The sequence below is a fragment of the Chryseobacterium sp. SIMBA_028 genome (assembly GCF_046535285.1).
Taxonomy (GTDB): Bacteria; Bacteroidota; Bacteroidia; order Flavobacteriales; family Weeksellaceae; genus Chryseobacterium.
In genome coordinates this window covers 1-24,573 of sequence record NZ_JAWRWZ010000023.1, presented here as the reverse complement: position 1 = coordinate 24,573, position 24,573 = coordinate 1, and the positions used below count along the sequence as shown (strand labels likewise).

The following is a 24,573-nucleotide window of genomic DNA, read 5'->3' as shown; positions in this document are numbered from 1 at the left end:
TATGCGTTAAGCAATAGGCTTTGTTATTTATATTTCTTTGTATTAAATGTATATCCAATTCCTGCTAGAACTTGTCCGAAAACAAAATCCTGGCGTGCTTTATCAGGTTTGTTATTTAATGTAGTTTTAATATCCCACATATTAATATAACCGGCTTTTCCTTCTACTCTAAGCATCCAGTTTTTCCAGAAAACTAAGTTAAGACTGGATCTGATATCAGTTCCCATCCCTGCCACGTGAAAACGGTCACTTCTTTCATTACCAAAAAGTTTTACATTACTTTTCGGAAACATAAATCCGATTCCGGCTCCATAGGACCATACTAAATCTATATTTTTCTTATGAATAAGGTTTTTGTATTTCTCAAGACCTAAATTTTCATAATTTAATCCATCTGTATGTTCAAAAGTAAGGAACTTCTCATCTGCCAGGTTTACCTGCCCGTTTTGTACCATTGCGGCATATTCAGGATCTGAAATATGTCCTTTAAAGTTAACGGTTTGATTTTGATCCATCACATATTTCATGTGATCAATCCCTAAAACAAGGGCTAAATTATCTTTAATAAAATATCCTATTCTGAAATTATACTGCGTTACGGTAAACCAACTTGGATCAAAATAAACGATTCCAAATTTTGTAGGTCTGTCTTGTGCTGTTACATTATTCAATTGAAAATCGTACCCGTTTCCAGTGAAATGGATGTCAGAATTACTATAAGCAGCTCTGTTCCAGCCATAAAAAACGAAAACCTGACCTTTCTTACTTAATGGATTAGGCTTCTGTTTTTTCTCTACTTTATCAGTAGAAGCTACCTCCAGTTTATATTCTTTCTCTAATGTATCTTTTTTAACCTGCCCAAAAGCAAGTCCCGACATCATTAAACCAACAACTAATAACTTCTTCATTTTAACTAAGCATTTTTTTCAACAGCCGGAATAGGATCTGCATAATGTGCCAATCCATAATTTTGAGTCTGAGATAACTCAGGGTTTTTAACGTGCCACTCAAATTCATCTCTGAAGTGACGAATTGCTGCTGCAACCGGCCAAGCTGCTGCATCACCCAATGGACAAATGGTATTTCCTTCGATTTTTCTCTGGATATCCCAAAGTAGATCGATATCTTCCATCTTTCCTTCTCCTTTCTCTATTTTCTTTAGGATCTTATGCATCCATCCCGTTCCTTCACGGCAAGGTGTACACTGTCCACAACTTTCATGGTGATAAAATCTCGCCAAGGTCATGGTGTGTTCTACGATACACTGGTCCTCATCCAAAACGATGAAACCTCCTGATCCCATCATGGTTCCGGTAGCAAAACCACCATCTGCCAATGATTCATAGTTCATATATCTTGGCTCTCCGTTTACCGTTCTCAGCAATAGATTAGCTGGAACAATAGGAACGGAACTTCCTCCAGGAATACAAGCCTTTAATTTTTTTCCATCTTTAATACCCCCACAATATTCATCAGAGTAGATGAATTCTTCTACGGTAATCGTCATGTCAATTTCATACACCCCCGGTTTGTTGATGTTTCCACAAGCAGAAATCAATTTCGTTCCTGTAGATCTTCCAACTCCGATTTTAGCATACTCAGCTCCTGTTATATCCATAATTGGAACAATTGCTGCAATAGATTCAACATTATTTACTACCGTTGGTCTTTCCCAAAGTCCTTTTACAGCCGGGAATGGTGGTTTTAATCTTGGGTTACCTCTTTTTCCTTCAAGGGATTCTAGCAATGCAGTTTCTTCACCGCAGATGTATGCTCCACCCCCTCTTTGAACATAAATTTCACAATCGAAACCTGTTCCCAGGATGTTTTTACCTAAAAATCCAGCTGCTTTGGCTTCTTCAATAGCTTCTTCAAGGATGTCCGGAATCCAAGAGTATTCTCCACGGATGTAGATATAAGAAACATTTGAACCCAAACAGAATGATGAAATCAACATTCCCTCGATCAATAGGTGAGGAAGGAACTCCATCAGATATCTATCCTTGAATGTTCCGGGCTCAGATTCATCCGCATTGACAACAAGGTGTCTTGGAACGCCCTCAGGTTTTGCCAAAAAGCTCCATTTCATCCCTGTTGGGAATCCTGCTCCACCACGTCCTCTTAGTCCTGAAGCTTTTACTTCTTCAAGAATTTCGTCAGGAGTCATCTTCAAGGCTTTCTCAGCTGCAGTATACCCTCCCTGTTTACGGTAAGTATCAAAGTAGCGGATACCTTCTATATGTGCGTCTTTAAGTAAAAGTTTTTTACTCATTGTTTATTATGCTTTTAGCTATCGGCTTATCGCTTTAGCTTTTTTGTATTTATTTTAAAAATTAACTGACCTGAAATCCAAAATGCAGGATTTAAAATCTTTATTAGTCTAAAGCAAGTTGTCCTTGTCTGCAAAGATCAAGGATTTCGTCTACTTTTTCTATCGTTAAATTTTCATGGAAGAATTTACCTAGCTGTAGCATTGGCGCATATCCACAAGCTCCAAGACATTCAGCTGGCTTTAATGTGAACATACCGTCTTCAGTAGTTTCTCCATCTTTAATGTTCAGTTTGGTTCTGATATGGTCAAGGATCTTTTCGCTTCCACAAACCATACAAGGTCCTGTTCTGCAAACTTCCAAAACATATTTACCCACCGGCTTCATATTAAACATCGTATAGAAAGTAGCCACTTCATATACCTCAATTGGCTGGATACTTAATAGTTCTGCAACATAATCCATTACAGGAACATCTAACCATCCTCCGAATTCTTTCTGTGCTAAGTGAAGTACAGGAAGAAGGGCAGACTTTTGTCTTCCTTCAGGGTATCTCGCGATAATTTTGTGTACCTGTGCTAAACTTTCCGGTTTAAAAGCTATTGTTTCGCTCATTTTTTTAAATGTATTATTGTACAACGTACAATGTACTAATGACTTATTTATTCGATCATTGTAAAATCATAAATACATTTTACAATGGTACTTTTTACAATTGTTATGCGTCTAATTCTCCCGCAATAATATTCATACTACACATCGTTACAATGGCATCTGAAATTACAGAACCTGTAATCATTTCAGGATATGCCTGATAGTAGATGAAACATGGTCTTCTGAAGTGAAGTCTGTAAGGACTTCTTCCTCCATCACTCACAAGATAGAAACCTAATTCTCCGTTTCCACCTTCTACAGCATGGTACACTTCTCCTTTAGGTACATCAGTTTCTCCCATCACGATTTTGAAATGGTAGATCAATGCTTCCATTTTCTGATATACATCTGCCTTTTCGGGAAGATAAAAATCAGGAACATCCGCGTGGAATGGTCCTTCCGGAAGGTTGTCGTATGCTTGGTTGATGATTTTAAGGGATTCCCAGATTTCTTGTTGACGAACCATGAAACGGTCATAAGTATCTCCTGAAGTTCCTACAGGAATAATAAAGTCGAAATCTTCGTATGATGAATATGGCTCTGCAACTCTTACATCGTAATCTACGCCTGCTGCACGTAGGTTGGGACCTGTGAAACCGTAGCTTAATGCTCTTTCGGCAGAAATAGCTCCTGTACCGATGGTTCTGTCCATAAAGATTCTGTTTCTTTCTAGTAACGTACCAAATTCTTTAAATCTTGCAGGGAATGTTTTTAAGAAGTCTTGTAATAACTCATGGAATTTTGGAGTGAAATCTCTTTCAAATCCTCCGATTCTTCCCATATTGGTGGTCATCCTTGCTCCACAGATCTGCTCATACATATCATAAATACGTTCTCTTTCGATGAACATATAGGTAAGACCTGTAATTGCTCCTGAGTCCATTCCGGTTACTCCATTACAAATCAGGTGGTCTCCAATTCTGGCAAGCTCCATCAAGATAACACGCATATAGTCTACACGCTTTGGAACTTTAACGCCGATCAGCTTCTCAACTGTCATGTGCCAGCCCAAATTGTTGATTGGTGCAGAACAGTAATTCATACGGTCAGTAAGAGTAGTAATCTGAGAATAGTTTCTTCTTTCAGAAATTTTCTCAAATGCTCTGTGGATATATCCTACTGTCTGCTCCGCATGAAGGATTCTTTCTCCGTCCATCGTTAAGATATTCTGGAAAATCCCGTGAGTAGCAGGGTGGGTAGGTCCTAAATTGAGGGTGTATAGTTGTCCGTCAATCTGTTCCTTACTTTCGTATTGGTTTAGTATATTAGATAATGAGTTATCTTTCATAATGATTGCTTTTAGCTATTTGCTTCCGGCTATTGGCTGGATACCATTGGCCATTTGCTTTTTATCTTCCGAACATATTATCATTCTTGTCGGTTCTTGTACCGTCTTCCAGTCGATATTCTTTCAACATTGGATGGTATCCAAGATCTTCCATATTCAGGATAGGTCTAAGATCAGGATGTCCTTTAAACTTAATCCCGTAGAAATCATACGTCTCTCTTTCCATCCAGTTAGCTCCGGCATATAATTCAACAAGAGAATCTACTTCAATATTTTCTCTGGACATAAAGATTTTCAGACGTAATCTGAAATTAGCCATCATATTGTGTAAATGGTAGATTACGCCTATTTCCTTTTCAGGAAATTCAGGATAGTGAACTCCACAAACATCAGTAAGGAAATTGATTTCCAAAGATGAATCTTTAAGATAATGAATGATCTTCTTGATATCTTCTTTTTTCACTTCAATAGTCAGCATTCCATACGGCTCTGAACTTGAAATAACAGATTCCGGAAATTCTCTGGTAATTGCTTCTAATACAAATTCGTTTGTCATTTCCGTTTAGTTGCTTATGTTGTAAGAATCTAGTAATTTCTGATATTCAGGCATATCTCTTCTTCTAATGCTTTCGCTTTCCGCAAGAGCCTGTACCTGCATTACCCCTTCAATAATTTGTTCTGGTCTTGGAGGACATCCAGGAACATAAACGTCCACCGGAATTATTTTATCTATTCCCTGAAGAACAGAATAGGTATCAAAAATACCACCACTGGAAGCACAAGCTCCAACAGCTACTACCCATTTGGGTTCAGCCATTTGAGTATAAACTTCTTTAAGGACCGGTCCTAATTTTTTTGATATAGTTCCACAAACCATCAGCATATCTGCTTGTCTTGGAGAGAAAGAGTTTCTTTCCATACCAAATCTTGAAGCATCATAAGTCGGGTTCAGGGTAGCCATAAACTCAATACCACAACAAGAGGTAGCAAATGGTAATGGCCAAAGTGAAAACTTCCTTGCCATCCCGATTACACTGCTCAGTTTTGTTGCGAAAAACCCTTCTCCTTCATATCCTTCGGGAGCAGGTGCATCTGTTCTTATTACTGGTTTTTTATCTGACATCTTGTAGATGATTTTAAATTTTAGATTTTGAATTAAAAATTTTGGATGATTTTTCTAAGAAATCTTCTTTTGAAGAATTGCGATCCAAAATCCATCATTCACAATTCGTAATTTTACTTTTATTTATCCCAATCTAAGGCACCACGCTTCCATACATAGAAAAACGCCACGAAGAAGATCGCAACGAATGTAAGTACAGCCAGGAATCCTTCCATGCCGAATTCTCTGAAGTTTACCGCATATGGATAAAAGAATACGATTTCAATATCGAATAGTACGAACAATACCGCAGTCAGGAAGTACTTGATAGAAAACGGTGTTCTTGCATTTCCCTCACTAGGAACCCCACATTCCCAGCTTTGGTTTTTTACAGAATCTCCTTTTTTCTGCTTTGGACCTAGGAAATGTGCTCCAAGTAAAGAAACAGCTACGAATGCTACTGCTACACCTGCCTGGATAAGGATTGGAATATAACTTTCAGGTAAATTCATTTTTGCATTATTATCTCAATTTGCAAATTTAGCGAATAAACAAGAAAGGGTGAAATTTATCAGCTTAAAAGTCGGCTGAAAATGTGGAAAAATTACAATTTAGAATCAATAAAAATAACAAGTTATTTCTTCATTTTTTTTAAAAGAGAATATGCCATGAATGAGATATATCCAAAAAGAAGACTGGCAAAAATAATATTGATCACAGTATTGGTTCTGTCATCCTGTGATTGTAGGAAGAAATTATAAATGATAAATCCTGCGATTAAAATAGCAAAGATGATAAGCTGTGGTTTCATAGAGTAAATATAGAGAATTTAAAGATTGCAGGTAGTAAATAATGGTTGCTGGGTAATGAAAATGAAAGCATTACCCACGCTCATTACTTATTGCTCATCATTTATCATCAATGAGTAGGTTCTTCTTCTTTTGTGATTTACAGGATTGTAATCCTGCCATAAAACCTGTACACTTTTGTTTTCTTCAAGTTCAGGATTGGTTTCTGCGAAATTAATTCCCATACTTGTAAATCGTACAAAAATTTCCTTAAAGATAATTGCTGTTACGCCACGTCTCTGATATTCGGGATGAATTCCGATAAGGTAAAAGTTGGCACGATCATTTTTCTTGCTGGCCTGTAAAAAATGCCACCATCCGAAAGGAAATAATTTCCCTTTAGACTTCTGCAAAGCCTTAGAATAAGAAGGCATCGTAATAGCAAAAGAAACCAATTGCTGGTTTTCATCCACTACACATATTACATAATTTTTATCAATAAGAGGAAAGTATTTTTCTTTGTAAGTCTTGATTTGTTCTTCTGAAATCGGAGTATAGGTAGAAAGATGTTTATAGGTCTCATCCAATAACTTGAACATGGGTTCTACATAAGGGAGGATTTCTTCCTTTGATTTGAATTTGAGAACGCTGAGTTTATATTTTTGAGCAATCAGCCCGCTGAATTTTTCTACTTTTTCAGGAAGGACCTTAGGGAAATTCATTTCATATTCTACCCATTCTTTTTCTTTTACTAGCCCTAGGTTTTCAAGATGTTTTGGATAATAGGAATGATTGTAAATTCCAATCATAGTTGCTAGTTTATCAAATCCCATAGTCAGCATACCTGCCTTGTCAAGATTGGTAAAGCCCATTGGACCTTCAATCTTGTCAATTTTATGTTCTTTGGCATAATCGATTGCCGTTTGAATTAAAGCTTTGGAAACTTCAGCATCGTCAATGAAATCTATCCAGCCAAATCGCACCTTCTTAATGCCTAATTCTTTTTCTTCCTTATGATTAATAATGACAGCAATTCTTCCAACTACCTTATTGTCTTTTATGGCCAGAAATTGTTTGGATTCAGAATAATCTAAGGCCGGATTCTCTTTTGTATCCCAGATTTTTATTTCATCTTTAATAAAGGATGGAACGTAGTATGGATTATTTTTGTATAAATCCATCGGAAATCTTACGAATTGCTTGAGTTGACCAGCTGTTTTTACTTCAATAATTGAAATTGTAGACATGTTTTTTGAGGTAATTTGAGGACAAATATAAATAATAATATCGTATACTTTGGCACAGTTTTTATATCATTATGGTTAAAAATTGAACACAAAATCTATATAAAATGGCGGGTTATTATATCATTATTGGTATTTCAATGCTGGTGAGCTGGTGGGTTTCATCCAGGTTGAAATCAAAATTTGAATATTATTCCAATGTACATCTGCGAAACGGCCTTTCGGGGAAAGAAGTAGCAGAGAAAATGTTGAGAGATAGCGGGATTAATGATGTTCAGGTAATATCAGTTCCCGGACAGTTAACGGATCACTATAATCCAGCAGATAAAACAGTAAACCTTTCCGAAGGAGTATATATGCAAAGAAATGCAGCTGCAGCAGCTGTGGCAGCCCATGAATGCGGGCATGCTGTACAACACGCAAGAGGGTATTCAATGTTGAACCTGCGCTCCAAGTTGGTTCCTATTGTCAACATAAGTTCCAATCTGATGCAGTTTGTCCTTATAGCGGGAATCGCAGTAATGGCAGCTTCAAGAACAATTGAAAATCCAAATGGTAATACAACTGTTTTAGCGATTGGAGTAGCAATGTTTGCAGTAACAACTCTTTTTGCCTTTGTAACGTTACCGGTAGAATATGATGCTAGTAATAGAGCTATGAAGTGGCTTAAGGATACAGGAACTGTAACTGCTGAAGAATTTGTAGGGGTTCAGGATAGTTTAAAATGGGCAGCAAGAACATATGTGGTAGCAGCCTTGGGATCTTTAGCCCAACTTCTTTACTGGGGATCTTTACTTCTTGGAGGAAGAAGAGATTAATCATTAAGATCAAATGAAATATATAGCATCTCAGATAGTTTTCTGAGATGTTTTTTTATGCTGTAAAATAAAAGGTTTTGCTAAAAGAATGTCAAATATAGAATTGGCTATAGATAAGTTGTAAGCCTTTTATTTATTTTTGATTATAAAGGTTGTTATTCACTAAACTCAAATGATACATGTTGCATTTCAGATAATTTTTCTGAGATGCTTTCTCTTTGTGCGAGTTTTAATGAAGCTGTAAGGATACAGTTTTCATTCGCATCGAAATTAACAACCTTGGCATCAAATTTTGAAAGGAGCGTGAAAATTGTATTCTGCTGATTAAAATTAAACTGAATTTCAATTTCTGTTTCCAGTTCTCTTGTGATAATGCTGGCTTCTTCAAGGGTAATCTTTGCTGATTCTTTGTAGGTTTTTACCAATCCGGAAACTCCAAGTTTGGTTCCGCCATAGTAACGAACTACAATAACCAGTACGTTGGTAACTTCATTGGCCAGTAGCTGATTGTAGATGGGGAGCCCGGCACTTCCTGAGGGTTCTCCGTCGTCATTGGCTCTGTAGTTTTCACCACTTAATCCCATTCTGAAAGCATAACAATGATGGGTGGCCTTTGGATGCTCCGTTCTAACCTTTTCCAATGCAGCCTTTAATTCTTTTTCATTGTTAATAGGGTAGGCAAATCCTATGAACTTGCTTCCTTTTTCTTTTAACAGAGTATTTTCTATGGGTTTTTCTATGGTTTTGTATTCAAACATTTCCTCTCAGCAGTTAGTTTTGCAAATTTAAAGCTTTAAGATTCACTATCCATGTGTATTCGTAAAAAAGTCCTTTAATAAAAAAAGAGCGTTTCCGCTCTTTTGATTTGTATCTATATTATTTTAACAAGGAAAACTTCCGTCTACCCAAGGTGGCGGGCAGCTCATGTTGGATGGAGTAGGGCAGCAATGTTGCCATGCAGGCGGATAGTATGAACAACATTTAGGGGCTATACCTCCTTGTACTTTTTTTAAATTTTGTCTTGAAACTTTCTGTATGTTTTTCATGGTAATATTTTTTGGTATTACTAATATAAAGAAATTATTTCATGCACGGGTGATAAATTGCTTTATTTTGATTTAAAAAAAGAAATGGTATTATCCCTGTAGTTTTCTATTTTATAGGCTGTATGGTCAAATTTGGGGGCTTTCGTGCCATTTCCCAGCTTTAGGTTTTCATTTTTAATGAGAATGGCTTCATCCCAAAGATCAGCATCAATAAATTGTTGTAACGTAAAACAGCCTCCCTCAATAATGACAGATTGTATTTGTTCTCTGTATAAAGCTTCTATTAAATTTGTAAGAAAATTTTCTTTTCCGATTTTAATGAATTGGATGTTGTTTTCAGTTTCTTCTTTGATGGTATTTAAAACCAGTGTTTTTGCTTCATCATTGTAGATCTTAAAATGCTGGGGAACTTTTAAATCAAAATCAATTAAGATTCTGATTGGGTTTGTACCTTCAACATTTCTTACCGTCAAGCCAGGGTTGTCATGTAATGCCGTTTGTGTTCCTACTAAAATGGCATGTTCATCGGCTCTTAACTGGTGAACAAACTGATTAACCAAAGCGTTTGATATGGAAGTAGGTTTAAAATCTTTGTCTAAAAAACCGTCACCAGATTCTGCCCATTTTAAGATAATGTAGGGTCTTTTCTTTTCATGATAGGTGAAGAATCTTTTATTCAGTTCAGTACATTCCTTTTCAAGGATCCCCGAAACGGCTTCAATCCCTGCATCCTGAATAATTTTTTTTCCTTTTCCGTTAACTTTGTCGTGGGAGTCCATAGCGCCAATGACTACTTTTTTAAAGCCCAGTTCTTTAATTTTTAAAGCGCAGGGTGGCGTTTTTCCATAGTGGGCACAGGGTTCCAGTGAAACATAGAGGGTTGACTCAGGAATCAGGCTCTTATTTTCAACAGAATTGATGGCATTGATCTCAGCGTGTGGTTCTCCAGCTTTATGATGGTAGCCTTCGCCAATAATTTCTCCATGGTGTACAATTACACTTCCCACAAGGGGATTGGGGTAGGTTTTGCCTAGAGCTTTTTGAGCCAGCTCAATACATCTTTTAATATATAATTCGTCGTTGTTCATGTTGGTAAAAAGAAAAAGCGAAGACAAATTGCTTTGCTCCGCCTTTATTTGTTTTATTAAGGTTTATTCTCCGGCAATGATGCTGTGGAGATTCTGCTTTAATGTTTCCAGATGAGCTTTCTTTTCATCAATGGTGTTGTAAGTGTCTCTTAAAAGAGGATTTTCCCTTGATGGTTTGTTGAAGAAAGATAGGTTATTTTCCAGTTTTACAATTTCTCCTTCAAGATCAGAGATTTGGTTTTTGATCTTTCTTGCCTTGTCGGTAAGTTGGTTTTCAGATAAACCTTCTTCCTTAAGCTCAAGTTCATTGATTTTATTGATCTTTAATTTTTCTCTTAAGGTCTTATTGAACTCTGTATTAATTGAAATTTTATCTCTAGGAACTTTCCCGATATTATTCCATGATGTCTTGATTTGTTCAATTTTTTCAATGCTTCCTTCATCGTTGGAAACTGTTTTTAACTCTTCAAGAAGTGCTTTTTTGTTTTTATAGTTCTCTTTCCAGTTATCTGTAGAAGTATTGCTCTTTTCTCTGTAATTGTTGAAGAAAGCATTACAAGCATCACGGAATTCATCCCAGATTTTATTCGTCATGCTCTTTGGAACGTGACCCACTTTTTTCCAGTCTTCCTGAAGCTTTTTGAATAATGGAACAGAAATATCCCACTCTTCATTGCTCTTATTGTCCTGAGCAGTTTGTATTAATTTAAGTTTTTCTTCCAGATTCGCTTGCTGAGAACCTTTTAAAGACTTATAATAGTTGTTTTTGGTTGTATTGAAGCCTCTAAGTGTTGTTTTGAAATCATTCCAATTTTGGTTGGAAAGTTTTCTTGGAACACTTCCTGTTTTTAAAAATTCGGAACGCAGATCTTCCACCTTTTTAATGGCGTTTTGCCAATAGTTGTGGTTAGGTGTTTCCGCGGGTTCAGAAAGTTTCTGGATTTCAGCAATGATTTCGTTCTTTTTTTCAAGATTTGCACCTTGTTCTTTTTCTATGGATGCTGAAAGTTCAGATTTTCTTTCGTGAATTTTATTAGAAATTTCCTTGAATTCTTCCCATGTTTTCTCACGGAATTCTTCTGCTACAGGTTCTGCTTCTTCTTTCCAAAGCTTATGAAGATATTGAAGTTCATTCAAAGCTTTCTGAATGACAGGTTCATTTTCAAGTTCCTGAGCACGGGCAATGATATGCTGTCTTTTTTCAAGATTGTGACTGTATTCCTGCTCTAAAAATTCTTTATTCAGATCCAGCATCTGATAAAATTGATTCAGGTGGTGGAAATAGTTATTGTTAAGGATTTTAAACTCAGATTTAGCAACCTGTCCGGCTTTTGACCACTCTTCTTTGATCTCACGAATGGATTTGAAAAGGTTGGTTCCCGGTTCAGAATTGGTATAAAGGTTTTTTAATCTTTCAATAATGCTTTGACGGTGTTCAAGATTTTTTTTCTGCTCTTCTTCCTGTCCTTTCTGGAAGTTGTCATGCTTTTCTCTAAAAATATTGACCAAGGCCGAAAATTTAGTCTGTGACGGGTGCTCGTAACTAAAGTTTTCAGGAGCATTTCCGGCATCTACATATTCATGTTTTTTATCTTCCACTTCATCATGGATGTAATGACTTGCTTTTTCTTTTAACTGATTGAATCTTTTGAAATTTTCACCAGCATTTTGAGTGTTGATGATTGTTTCCATTTCCTTTAAGGCATCAGTCAGGGAGATTTCAACTTCTTCATGTTCTTCCAGGTGTTCTGCATCATCTTCATGTGGGGTTACATCATGAGAAATAGTGTTCTCTGAGGTCTCCTGAGATACGTCATTAGGATTTTTCTTTTCTTCGTTTTCAGAAAGATTGTTTTCTGTAGTCATAGCAAATCTTTTATGTGAGTGGCGTTAATATCCTTTGAATATAGCTGTAAGGCCAATTAAAGTACTAATTTATGTTATTTTTTTTGAAAATTCCAAATTTCCCAAGCTTTTTCTGCTTGCTGCTCAAGCATATAATAGCCGTTTACTGTTTTTGCTCCTTTTTCAGAGGCTTTGATGATAAATTGGGTATAGTTTGGGTTATATATTAAATCGATAACCAAATGTTCGTTAGAGAGCCCGTCAAAAGGGAATGTCAGACAATCTTCAACATTTGGAAATGTCCCCACTGGTGTACATTGCACAATGATTTTATGCTCCCGAACGGTTTCCTCATCAAGGTTTTCAAAGTTTGTTTCAGAGCTTCTTGTAATCGTCTTGGATGGGATATTGTGTTTATCCAGTACATATTTTACTGCCTTTGCAGCTCCTCCGTTACCAAGAATCAAAGCTTTGTCCTGTGAGTTTTTTTTATGGAGGAAGAGCGTTTTTTCAAAACCGAAAGCATCCGTATTATATCCTGTTTTTTTACCATTTTCAATCAAAACACAGTTTACGGCTCCTATTTTTTCAGCTTCATCACTCAATGTATCAAGGTAACTAATGATTTGTTCCTTGTAAGGGATCGTTACATTGAACCCTAAAAGTTCAGGCGAAGAAAAAAGGTTTTCCACTTCATCAATTTCATTCAGATCAAAAATATCATAGGAAAAGTCTTTAAGCATAAGCTTTTGAAACTTATTTTCGAAGAATTTTTTAGAAAAGGAATAGGAAATATTACGTCCTATTAATCCTAATTTTTTATTGGAATCCATATGATCAAAATTAAAAAAAAGACCGGATAAATCCGGCCTTTGGTTTGAAATATTTTGTAATAATTATTCTACGATGAATTTGGTAGAGAAATTATCTGTTTTTAGAAGGTAAGTTCCTTTTACCAACCCTTTTAAATTAATCTTGTTTGAGTTTTTGAAAGGATTCGCTATCACTTCAATCACTTTTCCTGAAAGATCATAGATCTCTGCTTTTACAATTTTGCTAAGGTTTTCACCTTTTACAAACAGTTCATTATTCTTTACCGGGTTAGGGTAGATTGTGAACTCAGACTTGCTTTTTGCTGTTTCACTGGTTCCTAATGATCCATTGTAACATGTCCAGGTTAAGTCATCCAAAGCAGGTCTGTCTTCTGTAGATGAATTGGTAAGCTTAATAGTAATGTTTCCACTTACATTAATGTTGTTGATTGTGGTGGTTTTTACTGTTGCGCTATAAGGAATAGTTCCTACATTCACATCATTAATAAAAACATTGATATTTCCAGCATCTCCATTGAACTTTAATTGAGTGGTTAAGGTAAGGCTTTGGATTCCTCCTGAAATCGGTGAACTTGTTAAAGTACCATTTCTAAGGGTGATTGCTTTACCGTTGATGGTTTGATCAATTCTTGCATCTGTTGCAGTCCACGTTATGTTATTGTTGGTCCATACTCTTGTATTATAAGCAGGGTTGGTAGATGTAGGAATATTAGTGAAGTCTTCTGTTCCACAGTTTCCTCCTCCTGTAGCAGGTCCGTCAAGAGTGATTCCTATTGCTGTATTACTTTGTGGTGAATTATTTGCAAAAGCATCTCTGGCAATGACGTAGAATGTATATGATGTAAGTGGAAGTAATCCTGTTACTGTAGCAGTCGTAGATGTGCCAGATACTGTAGTTTTCAATGTACCATTTACATAGATATCATAAGCCGTTACCCCAATATTATCTGTTGCTGCAGTCCAGCTTAGTGAGATTGAGCTTGAAGTAGGCGTGTTGGTTGCCAAATTGGTAGGCGCTGTTGGAGCCTGGTTGTCAACAATTGGGCTTCCCCAAATCATTTGAGCATAGGCCGAATTATCTATAAAAGGATTTCTGTTTCCTTGAAATGTATATGCTGCATTGTTTCTAGCCGTTTCTGCATCGGATACAGGATCCATGGCATTCCAGGCTAAAAGTTGCTGAAGTTCCCAATCCTGAAGACCTGGAAAAGCAGATCCTCCAAGCATATCTCCGGAAGAGAAGCCTGCAAGTTGTGTTTCATATCTTGTTACAAAATAAAAAATCATTCTTGCCACATCTCCTTTGAATGCATCAATAGGTTCAAATACAATCCCTGAATATCCGGGAGAATCTGAATTTCCTACTTTAGAGCCATTCTGGGAAGTATAAGAAACTGTATTTCCTACCTTTCCGAAAGGGTAGCTAGATCTCATGCCATTTACCTTCCCATCTGTAGCACGGATAAAGTGAATGTCAGATTTCATAGGGAATGCTTCATTGAATAAACTTTGAGGAACAATGTGCTCTCTGTTATAGCATTGTCCTTCAACAGAATACTGTCCACATTGGCTGGTCCCTACATTGAAATTATAAGGATCAGGTCCATTAGGGTTTTCAGAGTAGATGTCTAATATGGTTCCATCATTTTCATACGTTGTATCACGATCAGTTGTGTGATAGGCTGTCCACAAGCCAGAATAGCCTTTGTCTTGGTGCCCTGCCTTGATGATCTCTCTTAGAGCTGTTTTAAGAGGAGCTCCTGTTAAACCCACTGCCGGAGTATAATAACCAGGAGGAGCTTGTGCGATTGCGTTAATGAATGCAAAGCTTAATAAGAAAAAAGATAAAATTCGTTTCATTTCTTTAAAATTGGGCCGTAAAGGTACAAAAAAACGAAACTGTAATGGGTTAATTTAACGAAATGTGAAAATATTGTATATTAACTTTTAGTAATATACTCTTTGCTGATCTTTGAAAAGAACCAGGAAATGGCAAACCCAAATAGGGAAGCAGTAAGTGCTACGATCAAGTAATTCTTGCCTACTATTTTTACAGGGAATGGTAATACTTCATTGGCTCTGAAGAATTCTGTGTAGAGTTGGAAATAGCATAAGGCTGTTCCAAGCATCAATCCTGTAATGACTCCGGAAACAACAATAAGAATTCCTGTATAGAAATAGGTCATTCTCAAATGACTTAAAGGGAAACCTAATGAAATAAGTGATTTTGCCTGTTCTTTTTTATCAAGCTGTAAAATAATGATGGCTCCGGCAAGATTAAATGTGGTGATGAAGATTACCAATGCAAAAATTAAGTAGATAAACATCTTTTCAGTATTGATCATCTTCCAGAAAGCAGCGTTTTCTTCTTCCTTGGTTTTAATTTCAATGCTTTTCCCAAAAGATGAAAGCAGGCTTTGCTTTACTGCATCTGCATTTTCCGGATTTTTTAATTTAATAACAATTTGATAGGCCGACTTTTTTGGTAGGCTTAATAATTCCTCGGTAAGTTCAATAGGAGAGATGATGTAATTGTCCAGTTGATCTTTCCCCGGGAATACCCCTGTGACCAGAATATCCCTTTTATTATAAATGTCCTCTTCTTTATTGATAATTCCGGTTCCGGCTTTCGGCATAAAGACCGTTGCGTAATGGTTGGAAGAATCAACAGGAATTGATAATCTGTTATCCAGACTATTTTCCATTAATACCTCATTAGAATACTTAAAACTTGGATAGGTTCCATAGAACACATCTTTATTGATGGGGTTTACCTTGATATAAGCAGAATCTACCCCCCTTAAATAAGCAATGTCACCTTTTCCGTTGAAATTGATATATACTTTTTCTTCAATGATACGGGAGTAGTTAAGGATTTCTTTATTATCGCTTAAAACCTTACCAACCTGATCAAAGTTTTTAATGGTTTTTCCTGAAGCACTTTTTAAGGTCAGATCTGCATGAAGATTAGAGATAAGGTCCTTATTCAAATCTTCAAGACCTGAGAAAACGGAAATGATCACGAACATTGCAGCCACAGCAACCGTCATGGCACCTACTGCAAGCCACGTAATGAACGTAACAGCGGTACTGCCTTTTTTTGCCAAAAGGTATCTGGATGCTATGTAAAATGGAATATTCTTCAAGATCTACAAAACAGGGTTGTCACCTTCGCCTCTTAATTCTCTTTCCAATTTTTCAACATCATCAAGAGCAGTGTCAAGATAAAAGTTAAGTTGTGGTATAATACGTACCTGTTTTGCCATTTTCTGACCAATGAAATTTCTATATTGAGGCTTGTTTTCCTCTATTTCTTTCATTACAGCAGAACGGAATTCCTGTGGGAAAATGCTTAAATAAATTTTAGCAATACCCAAATCTGCCGTTACCTTTACATCTGAAACGGATACCAATATACTTTGCTTACTCTCTGAAGCCTGTTTACGGAAAAGCTCTGCGAAGTCTTCCTGAATAATTTGTGCTACTTTTCTTTGTCTGTTACTTTCCATAATTTATGCAAATTTAGTACTTTTGTTTGAATTGATACTTTGAAATTCAGCCGGAGTATCAAATTTACGATTTAATTATACTTATTACTATTTATGAAGCTAGAACATATCGGTATTGCCGTAAAGTCTTTGGGGATCTCTGATGAGCTTTTTACCAAATTATTAGGAAAAGAATCCTACAAAAAAGAAACTGTAGAAAGAGAGGGCGTGGTAACGTCTTTTTATGAAACAGGAGAAAGCAAAATTGAATTACTGGAAGCCAGTAATCCCGAAAGTCCAATCTCAAAATTCATCGAAAAAAAGGGTGAAGGCATCCATCATTTGGCTTTTGGCGTAGAAAATATTGTAGAGGAAGTAAAAAGATTAAAAAAAGAAGGATTTCAATTTATCTCTGAAGAGCCTAAAGAAGGTGCTGATAATAAATTAGTTGTATTCCTACATCCGAAGTCTACAAACGGGGTGCTGGTAGAACTTTGCCAAGAAAAGCAATAAAAAATTTTGTAGTGAAATAATTTTTACTATTTTTGCAAACACAAAATTTAACCAAGTTTTGAGGTCCTATAGCTCAGTTGGTTAGAGCACCTGACTCATAATCAGGTGGTCCCTGGTTCGAGCCCAGGTGGGACCACTTTTTGAAAAGAAAAACCCTTGTAAATTAAATACTTACGAGGGTTTTCTGTTTTTATTTGTACTAAAAATGTACTAAAAGTAATTCTATTGGTTAAAAATACAAGTGTTGTATTTCTCTAAGTATTGCTTTTTAAAGAAAAGTCTTTCTAAACCACAAACTAATTATTTAATCAATTGCCCAAGAAATTTAATAAATGTGTTACTGTTTGTATTATCATTTCAGGATTGCAGCAATAATATTTATTGTACAGCCAATAAATATTAACTAAAAGTTTTTAAAATTAACCAAAAGGTAAATGCAGACGCTGTTGCAGAAGCAAAAGCTTTTGCATCAGCAGGTCGCTTATCTTCCTTATCTTCTTTTATCGTACTAGATCGTTCTATAATATCTGAAATACCTCTTACAATACCTATTTCCATATTTCTAGTATTTCGTCCCTGTTTATTTGCTGCTTTTGCAAATCCAAACCCCTCCATTTCAACAGCAGAAGTGTCGTTAAAATGTTTATTTAAAATAACCCCTACTTCCGAATCATAGTGTTCAACAACTTGTTCTCCAGATGCAATAACTCCCAAATCAGCTTTGACAGATTCTAATTCCCAATTTCCTTTTATTAAACTTTTCCAATCATCTTTATTCCTCTCTTTTTTGGCTTTTTCAATTAATGTATAAGTCATTGCTGCAATATCAGGTCGAGCAACAAATGATTTTTCTTCAGATTTCCCTCCTTCATAAGAATATACTTTTTCAGGGAAAATTACATCCCCAATAACAAAATCATTTGGTTTTCTTGATCCTGCAATACCAACAAAAAACATTGCATTAGGCTTAAAGTACTGGATAGCTCTTTCTGCTTCTTGAGAAGCAGTTGTATTTTTAGGTCCACATTCCCTAATAACAATATTAGCTATTTCCTTATCCCCATATTTGAAAATGCCTTTTTCATAAGATGTATCGTTTTCATCGGCATCAATAATATCTATTAAATGCTCTCTAATTGCTCTATATTCCTCCTTTATTGCTGTTAGAATTACAACAACCGGAAGAGCTACTGCTTTATATTTTATATTTTGCTCCATAATTCTATCAATTTTATATCTTTCTTTATTCTCTTTCCCAAATAAGTTGAAACCCAATATAGATTCAAATAAATCAATTTTGAGAATACTTTTACAAGCATCATTTGCTATTTTAAAACAATTTTTATATTTGGATTTATCTTCTATTATTCTAGCAGAATTAACAAAATTTTGTTCTCTAACAAGATTCCCTAACCTAAGCGATTGTTCTTCTGTTATATCTTTTTGGTAGTTTCTAATATAATCCGCTAAATAACCATCCTTTAGATTTCTGAATTTTTCATAAACTTTGAGAACATATTCAAAATTATCTTTCTCTTGATTTAATAGTTTACCCATAAACCCATCAGATATAATATATCTTACTAATTCATCCTCAACATCATTAATTTCAATTTCCTCTTTATTAAGTTTATCTAGAACCGTTGGTGCTGTGGAAGAGATAAATCGGTCTCTTATATCAGCAGGCATTTTATTCCAAATATCTTTCCTATTAACATATTCAGAAATATCAGAAAATGTCGAAATAGAAATTAAATCTAAGATATCAAAATCAAAGCTTGCATCTTTAAGAATATTATCCAATACAAAATTAACTGTTTCCTTTTCTTTTCCGTGAATACCATAAAATACTTCTTTCTTCTTTAATATTAACTTTTTCCACATCTCTAACCAAGCTCCATTATATGGATTAAAACCTTTCATTAATGATTTATTATTAAGTATTCTATCTACAATTAAATCAATTAATTTTATCTCGTTATTGTTTAAAGTAAAAGATAATAATTCCTCATCAGATAATTGTTTAACCAAATATTTCGTTCCATTAGAAATTTCCAAATTAAGATTTTTTTCTAATTCGATTTGCCTAATAATACTTACCTCAATTGGATATTCTATTAGTAAGAGTTTTGCATGAAACAAATACCATTTATTGTCTATAGATTTAGATAGCAATGATTCGTTAATTTCACTTTTTAAACTATTAGGAAAAGAACTTAATAATATTTTTTCACATTCCTCTATTGGTGTAATTATAGTCAATATGTTCTTTAGAGTTTCTTGTGAAGAATCGATAAGCTTCCAGAAATTATCAATAACTTGCTTTTGTTGATCTTGGAAGCAATTCCTAATGACATCAACTATTGTTCTATGCCACCAATTCATATTACTTTCACCAATAGCCAAATTAACGATTTCAGCAAGCTCAAAAATTGTTACTTGAGGTGAATTTAACTTGCGTATCAGAAAATTAGAAATTGACTCACACACAAGTTTTTGTCCATTTTCAAAACTATCCCAATTAATATTTTTTAAAGCCTTAATATTCCTATCAATACCTTTATCAATAAGCATTAAAAAATGTGTAAGAAATTTATGTTTAATAATTTTCCCTTGGCTTTGGTGTGGTGAAAAGTTAGAAATAAGCCTTATTTGTGATCTCAATAAATCAGCATTATTAACCGTTTTAAGCTGATTATAAGTTTCATATAATTTTCCGTATTGTGAGAAATTTCTTATTTGAGTTAAGTCGCTATTTAAATCAACTAGGAAGTTATAAAATAGATTATGTTCTTTAAAACCTAGAAATAATAATTCTGTGGGTGATTCAATATCAATCAAATTGTTATCGTTATCTGAAATTAATTCAGTACCCTGCCATTTATTTAAAAACTCTTTTTGAATCGTAACTATTGTTAAATCTTTATCTCTTTCTAGGTCAGAGGGTGTAAAGCTGGCTCTAAATTTTAGATCTTGTCTTTTGAAAAAATCTGGTTCATTCCATAATACTTGCAGTATATTTTTAAAAGAGCCAATAGATCCACTAAACAGAATAGGCTTAGTTCCTAATATAAATGAATTTATAAATTGCTGAATATATTTTGGTTGCCGTTTACTTCTTTCAAAATACTGCACTTCATTTATGTCGAATTCTAAGGGTGCTAGATTTTCAGGTATATATATATTATCTACAAGATATTTTAGTATGCCTTCTATATTGTTTATCTTATCTAGATCATCTACTTGAAATATTAAAACATGTGAAAATACCATTCCAGATCTACTTGCTTTTAAGTCTGGAATAGTTTTACATATAAAATAATAATTAAAAAAGGAGCTTGCCGACAAATATGGTAATAACTGTTGTCCAACTGGTAATGCTGCTGGTCTATCAGTAAACGAAGTTAAAAAAGATTTAATTTCTACATCATTTATTGTTTGACGAATACATGAATGTGCTTTATTAACTTCTCCGTAAAATGCCTGATGGACTATAATTTTATTCTGTTCCAATTAAACTTTTTATTACTAATGTTAAATCACTTTCTCTATTTCCATTTTCGTCAATCATATATCCAAAATTTATTGGTGTTTCATCTATGTATTCTTCGTCAGCTTCGTCAGTTAAAGATTTCCCAGTTGAAGACAATCCAATAATATTAAAATTATTTTCTAACCAATTGTTTTTAATAAAGCGAAACAACATTGGAACTTTAATATTTAAAATATCACTTGGTAATATCCCAGCTTCCAACTCTAAAATATCCCAACATGACAACACTATTGTTAATTTAGGAAAATTCGTCTTATTAGAAATAGGAATTTTTTTAATATACAAAAGCATTTGAAGTAATTCAACAAAAAAAGCAGCATCAGATACATTTATCGGAGGAGCAGTTTTTTTTCTTTTCTCTATCTCCTTTGAGTCAGGAATACCTTGAGCAATAATATCTTCTATTACCAATAAGTCATCTAAACGAACAAATAACATCCAAATTGTACTATCTTCAATATATCTCTTCCATAATTTATTAACTTTCCGTCCATTAACGATTTCTCTTATTTGCTCACCTCCGTAATCTGGAAAAGAAAATATAATATTATTATTTTCGTCATCTGTAACATTTAATACAACACTTCTGTTTGCAGAAGTTTCAGTATGTCCAGCACGTTTACCTCGATACAATTTATCTAATACATCTTCGAAAATAGTTAAATCATCAGGTCGATTATCAGTATTTAATTTATAAGTGAATTTTTTACTATTTAAGCGACCATATAATTGACCTCCAAAATGCGTCTTTCCAACATTAGGTCCTCCAATCACTAATATATTATTCTTACTATTATCTGCCATTTATTAATCTTTTTGATAAAAATAAATCATCTGGAATAAGTGATGGGATTTCAAGTTCTCTATTTTTAGTACTAATCATAGAATCAATTAACCATTCTACTGATCTTAAAATATTTTTGTGAAAAACATTATCTACTCCGCCTTTAACACTTGTCTCAAAATTGTTAAAATAAATTGGAACGTTTTGTTTTATATGTTCTAATATTTGATCTTTTGTAACATCCTTAATTATCACATCAGATTTGGACCAAATTAATCCCAAAGGTCGATTGTGTATATATTCAAGAAGTCTATCAGCAACAGAATTAATTTGCAATTTAGCTATCCCTCTTTCTTCTCCGCAAAGCATTTCACAATCTGCGAATAATAAAAAAGCATTACTATTTTCATGAATCCATTTAGCTCCTTTCGAACTTTCTCCACCAGTATTGTTTCTCCAATGATCAAACCATTCTCCTGGTGCATCTGTAAAAATTAGATTAATTTTTTCATTAGTTGAATTTCGCAATGCTAAATGTAATAACCCTGGAACACGTCCTGCATTATTAGTAGTATGGGGAGGAAATTGAACCTTCCCTTTATCTGTCCATCCTAGATACCAAGCAATATCTTCCCATCCATTTAGGGTTAATGAGCCTGCGAAATCATAATCACCAATTTTTTCACCATTCCTTATCAGACAATATAGGGATGCTAAGAAGGTTGTTTTTCCAGCACTTGCCGCACCAGTTACGCCTACCATAATTGTTTTAGAGGAAGCGGTTAAAAATTTCAAATCCTCTAAGCCAAATGAATTACCTGTCCATGATACTTTTGTAAAATCCCCACCCACATTATTTATTTCTTCTCCGTCAAGTAATATAGCATTGTAATATTTGCAATCTGTAAAATTATCACACCCCTCAATATTGCAGCCCGTATCATCTGGAAAACAGGAATCTTGAGAACATTTATCTGCCATATTATTACTTTTCAATTAAGTGTTTAACCATTAAATCGTGGAAGATCCAAATCGCAATATTAAGATTTGTTATTTTTTCTTTGCCGTCAATTCCTGTTCTTGATTTAAAATCAGAAATTTTCACCTTATCATTAATTAAAAGAGTAATAAAATCTATTAAACTTATTTTTCCTTTATAGGTAGAAATATTTTTAAATAAAGGAGACAATACTTCTTTTATTTCTTTTGTATTTAGTGCTTCAAGAAGTGACTTAAAAGTATAATCTTTACTATTCTTATCACTTACTAAAAATAAAACTTCTTTCAATAAATAATCGACACTTATTGGTGTAGTCTTTGGGACTAAAAAATATAAGTCTCTTGCGGCAGCAAATGGTAAAATAAATTCATTTAAATTCCTATAACTATCATTATATGATTCAGAATAAAAAGATTCTTTCCACCAAAGTATATCACTTCTCATTCTAATTGAGTTTACTTGTGAAAAAGATTTATTTAAGATTTCATCTAGTGATTTTTTAAAGTCAGTAAAAAATTTATTTATTGGCGTTTCAATAGAGGTTGGGGATAACGATGAGCTAAAACTAACTAATGCATCTTTAACAAATTCATTAATACCTTCACTTGCATTACTAGCATAATGTGGTCCCCATGCAGAAGCCCCCCCATGATTACTCCCATAACCACCACTATTATTTCCTATTGCTGTCGTTAAATCCGTTTTTAATTGGTTTTTATTTAATTTAAACTCTCCAAATTTGAAATCATTTATTTTTAAGGTAGGTAATTTAAATGTATTTAGTTCATTAGTTAGTCCCCATTCCTCAATTGCATTTTTTTCTGCAATTTCGCTCAATTCTAAAAGCATTTCTTGGACTATATCTTTCTCACTTCCTAATTTTAAATAAGGGAAAAAATTAATCCCAGTTAAATAAATTATCCTTGCCGTAATACTATTGTTTTTACCAAGTTGATATAAAGCAGCAATAATTACTCCTCTAATAATATTTTTGGGCATTTCATTATGTCTAACTCTTAGAGCTTCCCAATGTTTTGTAATTATAATCTCCGTATCAATAAATACTTGTTCCGTATCAGAAGTATTTGGATCAAGAGTAGCCAATGTATAAACCGGAATTAATGAAGTATCTTTTTCTAATGTTTCAACTAAATCATTAATCGAATTTTTTAACTGTTCTAGTCTGGTATCGTGATCCCCTATATCAAATAGGTTTGCTTTTAATATCTTTTGTAGAAATTCTGTCATATCAACTTTTTGCATTTTAACAAATTTAAAAATTAGAAATGAATAATAAAATGACCAAGCGATCTTGAAAATTATAGGTCGTAAGATTATTCTTAATTATAGGGCAAGATAAATAAAATAAGTAAATGATATAAATAGGTATTTTCCCTATATTTTATCTTTATTTAGGATTACTAAATAGTTATTAAAAAAGTTGTAAATTAACGAAAATTTACAACTTTAGATTATGGTAAACCATAAATATAATAAGTAAGTTCAAATTCCAGTGATTCAATTATTAATTTTTACAATATTTGATCGGAATTAATACATTTTTAATTCAAGGACTTTATTTGTTTGCATTTATCACATACTTTTTCTTCAAAATCTCTCCCAACAAAATACCCCAACATAAAAAAGTCACTTTGTTTAATTTCTCTTTCTTCTTTTGTCTTAAAAATAATAGTAGAAGAATCTTTACCTTTTATAACTTCGATATCGCACAGGACTGAAAATCCTATTCCCACAGAAACCTCTTCTAATGCTTTAAGGATTAAATTAATTGTATCATTTTGTGAGTTTATTCTATATTCTGCCATGAAATATATTTATTAAAGTTTAACCCCTTTCGTAAACATTTTATCTTCTTTGTTGTAAAATTCAAGAATGTTATTATTTAAAATATAATATTCTCCTTGGCTTCCTCCGTCTTTGTTAATTAATTTTATTCCATTTTTAACATTGCTTTTTACTATTTCTTCTATCATGGATTGACCGTTTTTAAAAGAAGTTTTTACAAATGTTTTTCCGTTATCTTCATAAACAGTATATAAAGAGAATGTATAATCTCGCTCGTCAAAAATTCCAATAATATTGCCTGTAACTTTTTTAGCTTCAAGCAGCATTTTATTGTCTTCCGTATTAGTTGAGCCGTTAATTGCAATTTCCAGTTCAGGTGTAAATCGTCAGCAAAAAGTGTACTGATTTAGGCTTTCACTTAAGGAGTGTTTCATAAGAGATTAATTTTTAAAT

General features: G+C 34.0%; 25 protein-coding genes and 1 tRNA gene. 3 read left to right on the top strand and 23 right to left on the bottom strand.

Annotation, left to right across the window (positions count from 1 at the left end; genetic code table 11):
* Positions 1 to 23: 23 nt before the first annotated feature.
* The 9 genes from SCA31_RS21785 to SCA31_RS21745 all read right to left on the bottom strand — a co-directional run bounded on the left by SCA31_RS21785 (position 24) and on the right by SCA31_RS21745 (position 7,349).
* Entirely contained in the window at positions 24 to 908 is an 885-nt protein-coding gene (locus SCA31_RS21785) for a hypothetical protein (RefSeq protein ID WP_106917369.1), read from the bottom strand.
* A 5-nt stretch (positions 909 to 913) separates the two neighbouring features.
* On the bottom strand, positions 914 to 2,272 hold the full coding sequence (nuoF, locus tag SCA31_RS21780; protein ID WP_410699143.1) for an NADH-quinone oxidoreductase subunit NuoF: 1,359 nt from the start codon (positions 2,270 to 2,272) through the stop codon (positions 914 to 916).
* A gap of 103 nt (positions 2,273 to 2,375) precedes the next feature.
* Positions 2,376 to 2,885: a complex I 24 kDa subunit family protein gene (gene nuoE / locus SCA31_RS21775; RefSeq protein WP_076356203.1), complete on the bottom strand. Its 510-nt coding sequence runs from the start codon at positions 2,883 to 2,885 to the stop codon at positions 2,376 to 2,378.
* A 103-nt stretch (positions 2,886 to 2,988) separates the two neighbouring features.
* Positions 2,989 to 4,212: an NADH dehydrogenase (quinone) subunit D gene (gene nuoD, locus SCA31_RS21770; RefSeq protein ID WP_109623032.1), complete on the bottom strand. Its 1,224-nt coding sequence runs from the start codon at positions 4,210 to 4,212 to the stop codon at positions 2,989 to 2,991.
* A 61-nt stretch (positions 4,213 to 4,273) separates the two neighbouring features.
* Positions 4,274 to 4,768 carry an NADH-quinone oxidoreductase subunit C gene (locus SCA31_RS21765; protein ID WP_410699141.1) on the bottom strand — a complete coding sequence of 165 codons (495 nt, stop codon included), beginning with the start codon at positions 4,766 to 4,768 and terminating at the stop codon, positions 4,274 to 4,276.
* Between the two features lie 6 nt (positions 4,769 to 4,774).
* Complete coding sequence (locus SCA31_RS21760; protein ID WP_002983540.1) at positions 4,775 to 5,335, bottom strand: NADH-quinone oxidoreductase subunit B; 561 nt, start codon at positions 5,333 to 5,335, stop codon at positions 4,775 to 4,777.
* Between the two features lie 119 nt (positions 5,336 to 5,454).
* On the bottom strand, positions 5,455 to 5,826 hold the full coding sequence (locus SCA31_RS21755; RefSeq protein ID WP_076356209.1) for an NADH-quinone oxidoreductase subunit A: 372 nt from the start codon (positions 5,824 to 5,826) through the stop codon (positions 5,455 to 5,457).
* Between the two features lie 122 nt (positions 5,827 to 5,948).
* The gene (locus SCA31_RS21750) at positions 5,949 to 6,125 is read right to left on the bottom strand and encodes a hypothetical protein (protein WP_162926200.1); all 177 of its coding nucleotides are present in this window, start codon (positions 6,123 to 6,125) and stop codon (positions 5,949 to 5,951) included.
* Between the two features lie 87 nt (positions 6,126 to 6,212).
* Positions 6,213 to 7,349: a GNAT family N-acetyltransferase gene (locus SCA31_RS21745; RefSeq protein ID WP_410699139.1), complete on the bottom strand. Its 1,137-nt coding sequence runs from the start codon at positions 7,347 to 7,349 to the stop codon at positions 6,213 to 6,215.
* A 104-nt stretch (positions 7,350 to 7,453) separates the two neighbouring features.
* On the opposite strand from SCA31_RS21745, the gene SCA31_RS21740 reads away from it, so the two are divergent.
* On the top strand, positions 7,454 to 8,164 hold the full coding sequence (locus SCA31_RS21740; RefSeq protein ID WP_410699137.1) for a zinc metallopeptidase: 711 nt from the start codon (positions 7,454 to 7,456) through the stop codon (positions 8,162 to 8,164).
* A 155-nt stretch (positions 8,165 to 8,319) separates the two neighbouring features.
* On the opposite strand, the gene SCA31_RS21735 is transcribed toward SCA31_RS21740, so the two are convergent.
* The 8 genes from SCA31_RS21735 to rbfA all read right to left on the bottom strand — a co-directional run bounded on the left by SCA31_RS21735 (position 8,320) and on the right by rbfA (position 16,485).
* Positions 8,320 to 8,922 (bottom strand): IMPACT family protein, encoded by a 603-nt coding sequence (locus SCA31_RS21735; RefSeq protein WP_410699135.1) that lies wholly within the window; start codon positions 8,920 to 8,922, stop codon positions 8,320 to 8,322.
* Between the two features lie 123 nt (positions 8,923 to 9,045).
* Positions 9,046 to 9,210, bottom strand: a complete 165-nt coding sequence (locus tag SCA31_RS21730; protein ID WP_410699133.1) for a bacteriocin-like protein — start codon at positions 9,208 to 9,210, stop codon at positions 9,046 to 9,048.
* A gap of 62 nt (positions 9,211 to 9,272) precedes the next feature.
* Positions 9,273 to 10,298: a bifunctional diaminohydroxyphosphoribosylaminopyrimidine deaminase/5-amino-6-(5-phosphoribosylamino)uracil reductase RibD gene (gene ribD / locus SCA31_RS21725; protein WP_410699131.1), complete on the bottom strand. Its 1,026-nt coding sequence runs from the start codon at positions 10,296 to 10,298 to the stop codon at positions 9,273 to 9,275.
* Between the two features lie 63 nt (positions 10,299 to 10,361).
* Positions 10,362 to 12,164, bottom strand: coding sequence for a DUF349 domain-containing protein (locus SCA31_RS21720; protein ID WP_410699130.1), 1,803 nt, complete (start codon positions 12,162 to 12,164; stop codon positions 10,362 to 10,364).
* Between the two features lie 74 nt (positions 12,165 to 12,238).
* A complete protein-coding gene (locus SCA31_RS21715) occupies positions 12,239 to 12,976 on the bottom strand; it encodes a shikimate dehydrogenase family protein (RefSeq protein WP_410699128.1) in 738 nt (245 codons plus the stop codon).
* A gap of 63 nt (positions 12,977 to 13,039) precedes the next feature.
* Positions 13,040 to 14,836, bottom strand: coding sequence for an endonuclease (locus tag SCA31_RS21710; protein ID WP_410699126.1), 1,797 nt, complete (start codon positions 14,834 to 14,836; stop codon positions 13,040 to 13,042).
* Between the two features lie 80 nt (positions 14,837 to 14,916).
* Positions 14,917 to 16,122 carry an ABC transporter permease gene (locus SCA31_RS21705; RefSeq protein ID WP_410699124.1) on the bottom strand — a complete coding sequence of 402 codons (1,206 nt, stop codon included), beginning with the start codon at positions 16,120 to 16,122 and terminating at the stop codon, positions 14,917 to 14,919.
* A gap of 3 nt (positions 16,123 to 16,125) precedes the next feature.
* Positions 16,126 to 16,485, bottom strand: a complete 360-nt coding sequence (gene rbfA, locus SCA31_RS21700) for a 30S ribosome-binding factor RbfA (protein ID WP_076356227.1) — start codon at positions 16,483 to 16,485, stop codon at positions 16,126 to 16,128.
* A 93-nt stretch (positions 16,486 to 16,578) separates the two neighbouring features.
* Between rbfA and mce the strand changes: the two genes are divergently transcribed.
* Both mce and SCA31_RS21690 read left to right on the top strand, forming a co-directional pair.
* Positions 16,579 to 16,977: a methylmalonyl-CoA epimerase gene (gene mce / locus SCA31_RS21695; protein ID WP_109623010.1), complete on the top strand. Its 399-nt coding sequence runs from the start codon at positions 16,579 to 16,581 to the stop codon at positions 16,975 to 16,977.
* Positions 16,978 to 17,039: 62 nt separating this feature from the next.
* Positions 17,040 to 17,113: transfer RNA gene (locus SCA31_RS21690), tRNA-Ile, on the top strand.
* A 263-nt stretch (positions 17,114 to 17,376) separates the two neighbouring features.
* Here SCA31_RS21690 and SCA31_RS21685 read toward each other — a convergent pair.
* The 6 genes from SCA31_RS21685 to SCA31_RS21660 form a co-directional block, all read right to left on the bottom strand.
* Entirely contained in the window at positions 17,377 to 20,490 is a 3,114-nt protein-coding gene (locus SCA31_RS21685; protein WP_410699122.1) for a hypothetical protein, read from the bottom strand.
* Positions 20,477 to 21,334 (bottom strand): hypothetical protein, encoded by an 858-nt coding sequence (locus SCA31_RS21680; protein ID WP_410699120.1) that lies wholly within the window; start codon positions 21,332 to 21,334, stop codon positions 20,477 to 20,479. The genes SCA31_RS21685 and SCA31_RS21680 overlap by 14 nt, the downstream gene beginning before the upstream one ends.
* A complete protein-coding gene (locus SCA31_RS21675) occupies positions 21,324 to 22,295 on the bottom strand; it encodes a TRAFAC clade GTPase domain-containing protein (RefSeq protein ID WP_410699119.1) in 972 nt (323 codons plus the stop codon). Before SCA31_RS21675 ends, SCA31_RS21680 begins: the two co-directional genes overlap by 11 nt.
* Positions 22,296 to 22,299: 4 nt before the next feature.
* Positions 22,300 to 23,577 carry a GTPase-associated system all-helical protein GASH gene (locus SCA31_RS21670; protein ID WP_410699118.1) on the bottom strand — a complete coding sequence of 426 codons (1,278 nt, stop codon included), beginning with the start codon at positions 23,575 to 23,577 and terminating at the stop codon, positions 22,300 to 22,302.
* Between the two features lie 299 nt (positions 23,578 to 23,876).
* Positions 23,877 to 24,140 carry a hypothetical protein gene (locus SCA31_RS21665; RefSeq protein WP_410699117.1) on the bottom strand — a complete coding sequence of 88 codons (264 nt, stop codon included), beginning with the start codon at positions 24,138 to 24,140 and terminating at the stop codon, positions 23,877 to 23,879.
* A 12-nt stretch (positions 24,141 to 24,152) separates the two neighbouring features.
* Positions 24,153 to 24,446, bottom strand: coding sequence for a hypothetical protein (locus SCA31_RS21660; protein WP_410699116.1), 294 nt, complete (start codon positions 24,444 to 24,446; stop codon positions 24,153 to 24,155).
* Between the last annotated feature and the right edge of the window lie 127 nt (positions 24,447 to 24,573).

Coding starts and splice junctions, on each gene's coding strand:
- SCA31_RS21785 (WP_106917369.1), bottom strand. CDS start 908: ATGAAGAAGTTATTAGTTGTTGGTTTAATGATGTCGGGACTTGCTTTT.
- nuoF (WP_410699143.1), bottom strand. CDS start 2,272: ATGAGTAAAAAACTTTTACTTAAAGACGCACATATAGAAGGTATCCGC.
- nuoE (WP_076356203.1), bottom strand. CDS start 2,885: ATGAGCGAAACAATAGCTTTTAAACCGGAAAGTTTAGCACAGGTACAC.
- nuoD (WP_109623032.1), bottom strand. CDS start 4,212: ATGAAAGATAACTCATTATCTAATATACTAAACCAATACGAAAGTAAG.
- SCA31_RS21765 (WP_410699141.1), bottom strand. CDS start 4,768: ATGACAAACGAATTTGTATTAGAAGCAATTACCAGAGAATTTCCGGAA.
- SCA31_RS21760 (WP_002983540.1), bottom strand. CDS start 5,335: ATGTCAGATAAAAAACCAGTAATAAGAACAGATGCACCTGCTCCCGAA.
- SCA31_RS21755 (WP_076356209.1), bottom strand. CDS start 5,826: ATGAATTTACCTGAAAGTTATATTCCAATCCTTATCCAGGCAGGTGTA.
- SCA31_RS21750 (WP_162926200.1), bottom strand. CDS start 6,125: ATGAAACCACAGCTTATCATCTTTGCTATTTTAATCGCAGGATTTATC.
- SCA31_RS21745 (WP_410699139.1), bottom strand. CDS start 7,349: ATGTCTACAATTTCAATTATTGAAGTAAAAACAGCTGGTCAACTCAAG.
- SCA31_RS21740 (WP_410699137.1), top strand. CDS start 7,454: ATGGCGGGTTATTATATCATTATTGGTATTTCAATGCTGGTGAGCTGG.
- SCA31_RS21735 (WP_410699135.1), bottom strand. CDS start 8,922: ATGTTTGAATACAAAACCATAGAAAAACCCATAGAAAATACTCTGTTA.
- SCA31_RS21730 (WP_410699133.1), bottom strand. CDS start 9,210: ATGAAAAACATACAGAAAGTTTCAAGACAAAATTTAAAAAAAGTACAA.
- ribD (WP_410699131.1), bottom strand. CDS start 10,298: ATGAACAACGACGAATTATATATTAAAAGATGTATTGAGCTGGCTCAA.
- SCA31_RS21720 (WP_410699130.1), bottom strand. CDS start 12,164: ATGACTACAGAAAACAATCTTTCTGAAAACGAAGAAAAGAAAAATCCT.
- SCA31_RS21715 (WP_410699128.1), bottom strand. CDS start 12,976: ATGGATTCCAATAAAAAATTAGGATTAATAGGACGTAATATTTCCTAT.
- SCA31_RS21710 (WP_410699126.1), bottom strand. CDS start 14,836: ATGAAACGAATTTTATCTTTTTTCTTATTAAGCTTTGCATTCATTAAC.
- rbfA (WP_076356227.1), bottom strand. CDS start 16,485: ATGGAAAGTAACAGACAAAGAAAAGTAGCACAAATTATTCAGGAAGAC.
- mce (WP_109623010.1), top strand. CDS start 16,579: ATGAAGCTAGAACATATCGGTATTGCCGTAAAGTCTTTGGGGATCTCT.
- SCA31_RS21680 (WP_410699120.1), bottom strand. CDS start 21,334: ATGGCAGATAATAGTAAGAATAATATATTAGTGATTGGAGGACCTAAT.
- SCA31_RS21675 (WP_410699119.1), bottom strand. CDS start 22,295: ATGGCAGATAAATGTTCTCAAGATTCCTGTTTTCCAGATGATACGGGC.
- SCA31_RS21670 (WP_410699118.1), bottom strand. CDS start 23,577: ATGCAAAAAGTTGATATGACAGAATTTCTACAAAAGATATTAAAAGCA.
- SCA31_RS21665 (WP_410699117.1), bottom strand. CDS start 24,140: ATGGCAGAATATAGAATAAACTCACAAAATGATACAATTAATTTAATC.
- SCA31_RS21660 (WP_410699116.1), bottom strand. CDS start 24,446: ATGCTGCTTGAAGCTAAAAAAGTTACAGGCAATATTATTGGAATTTTT.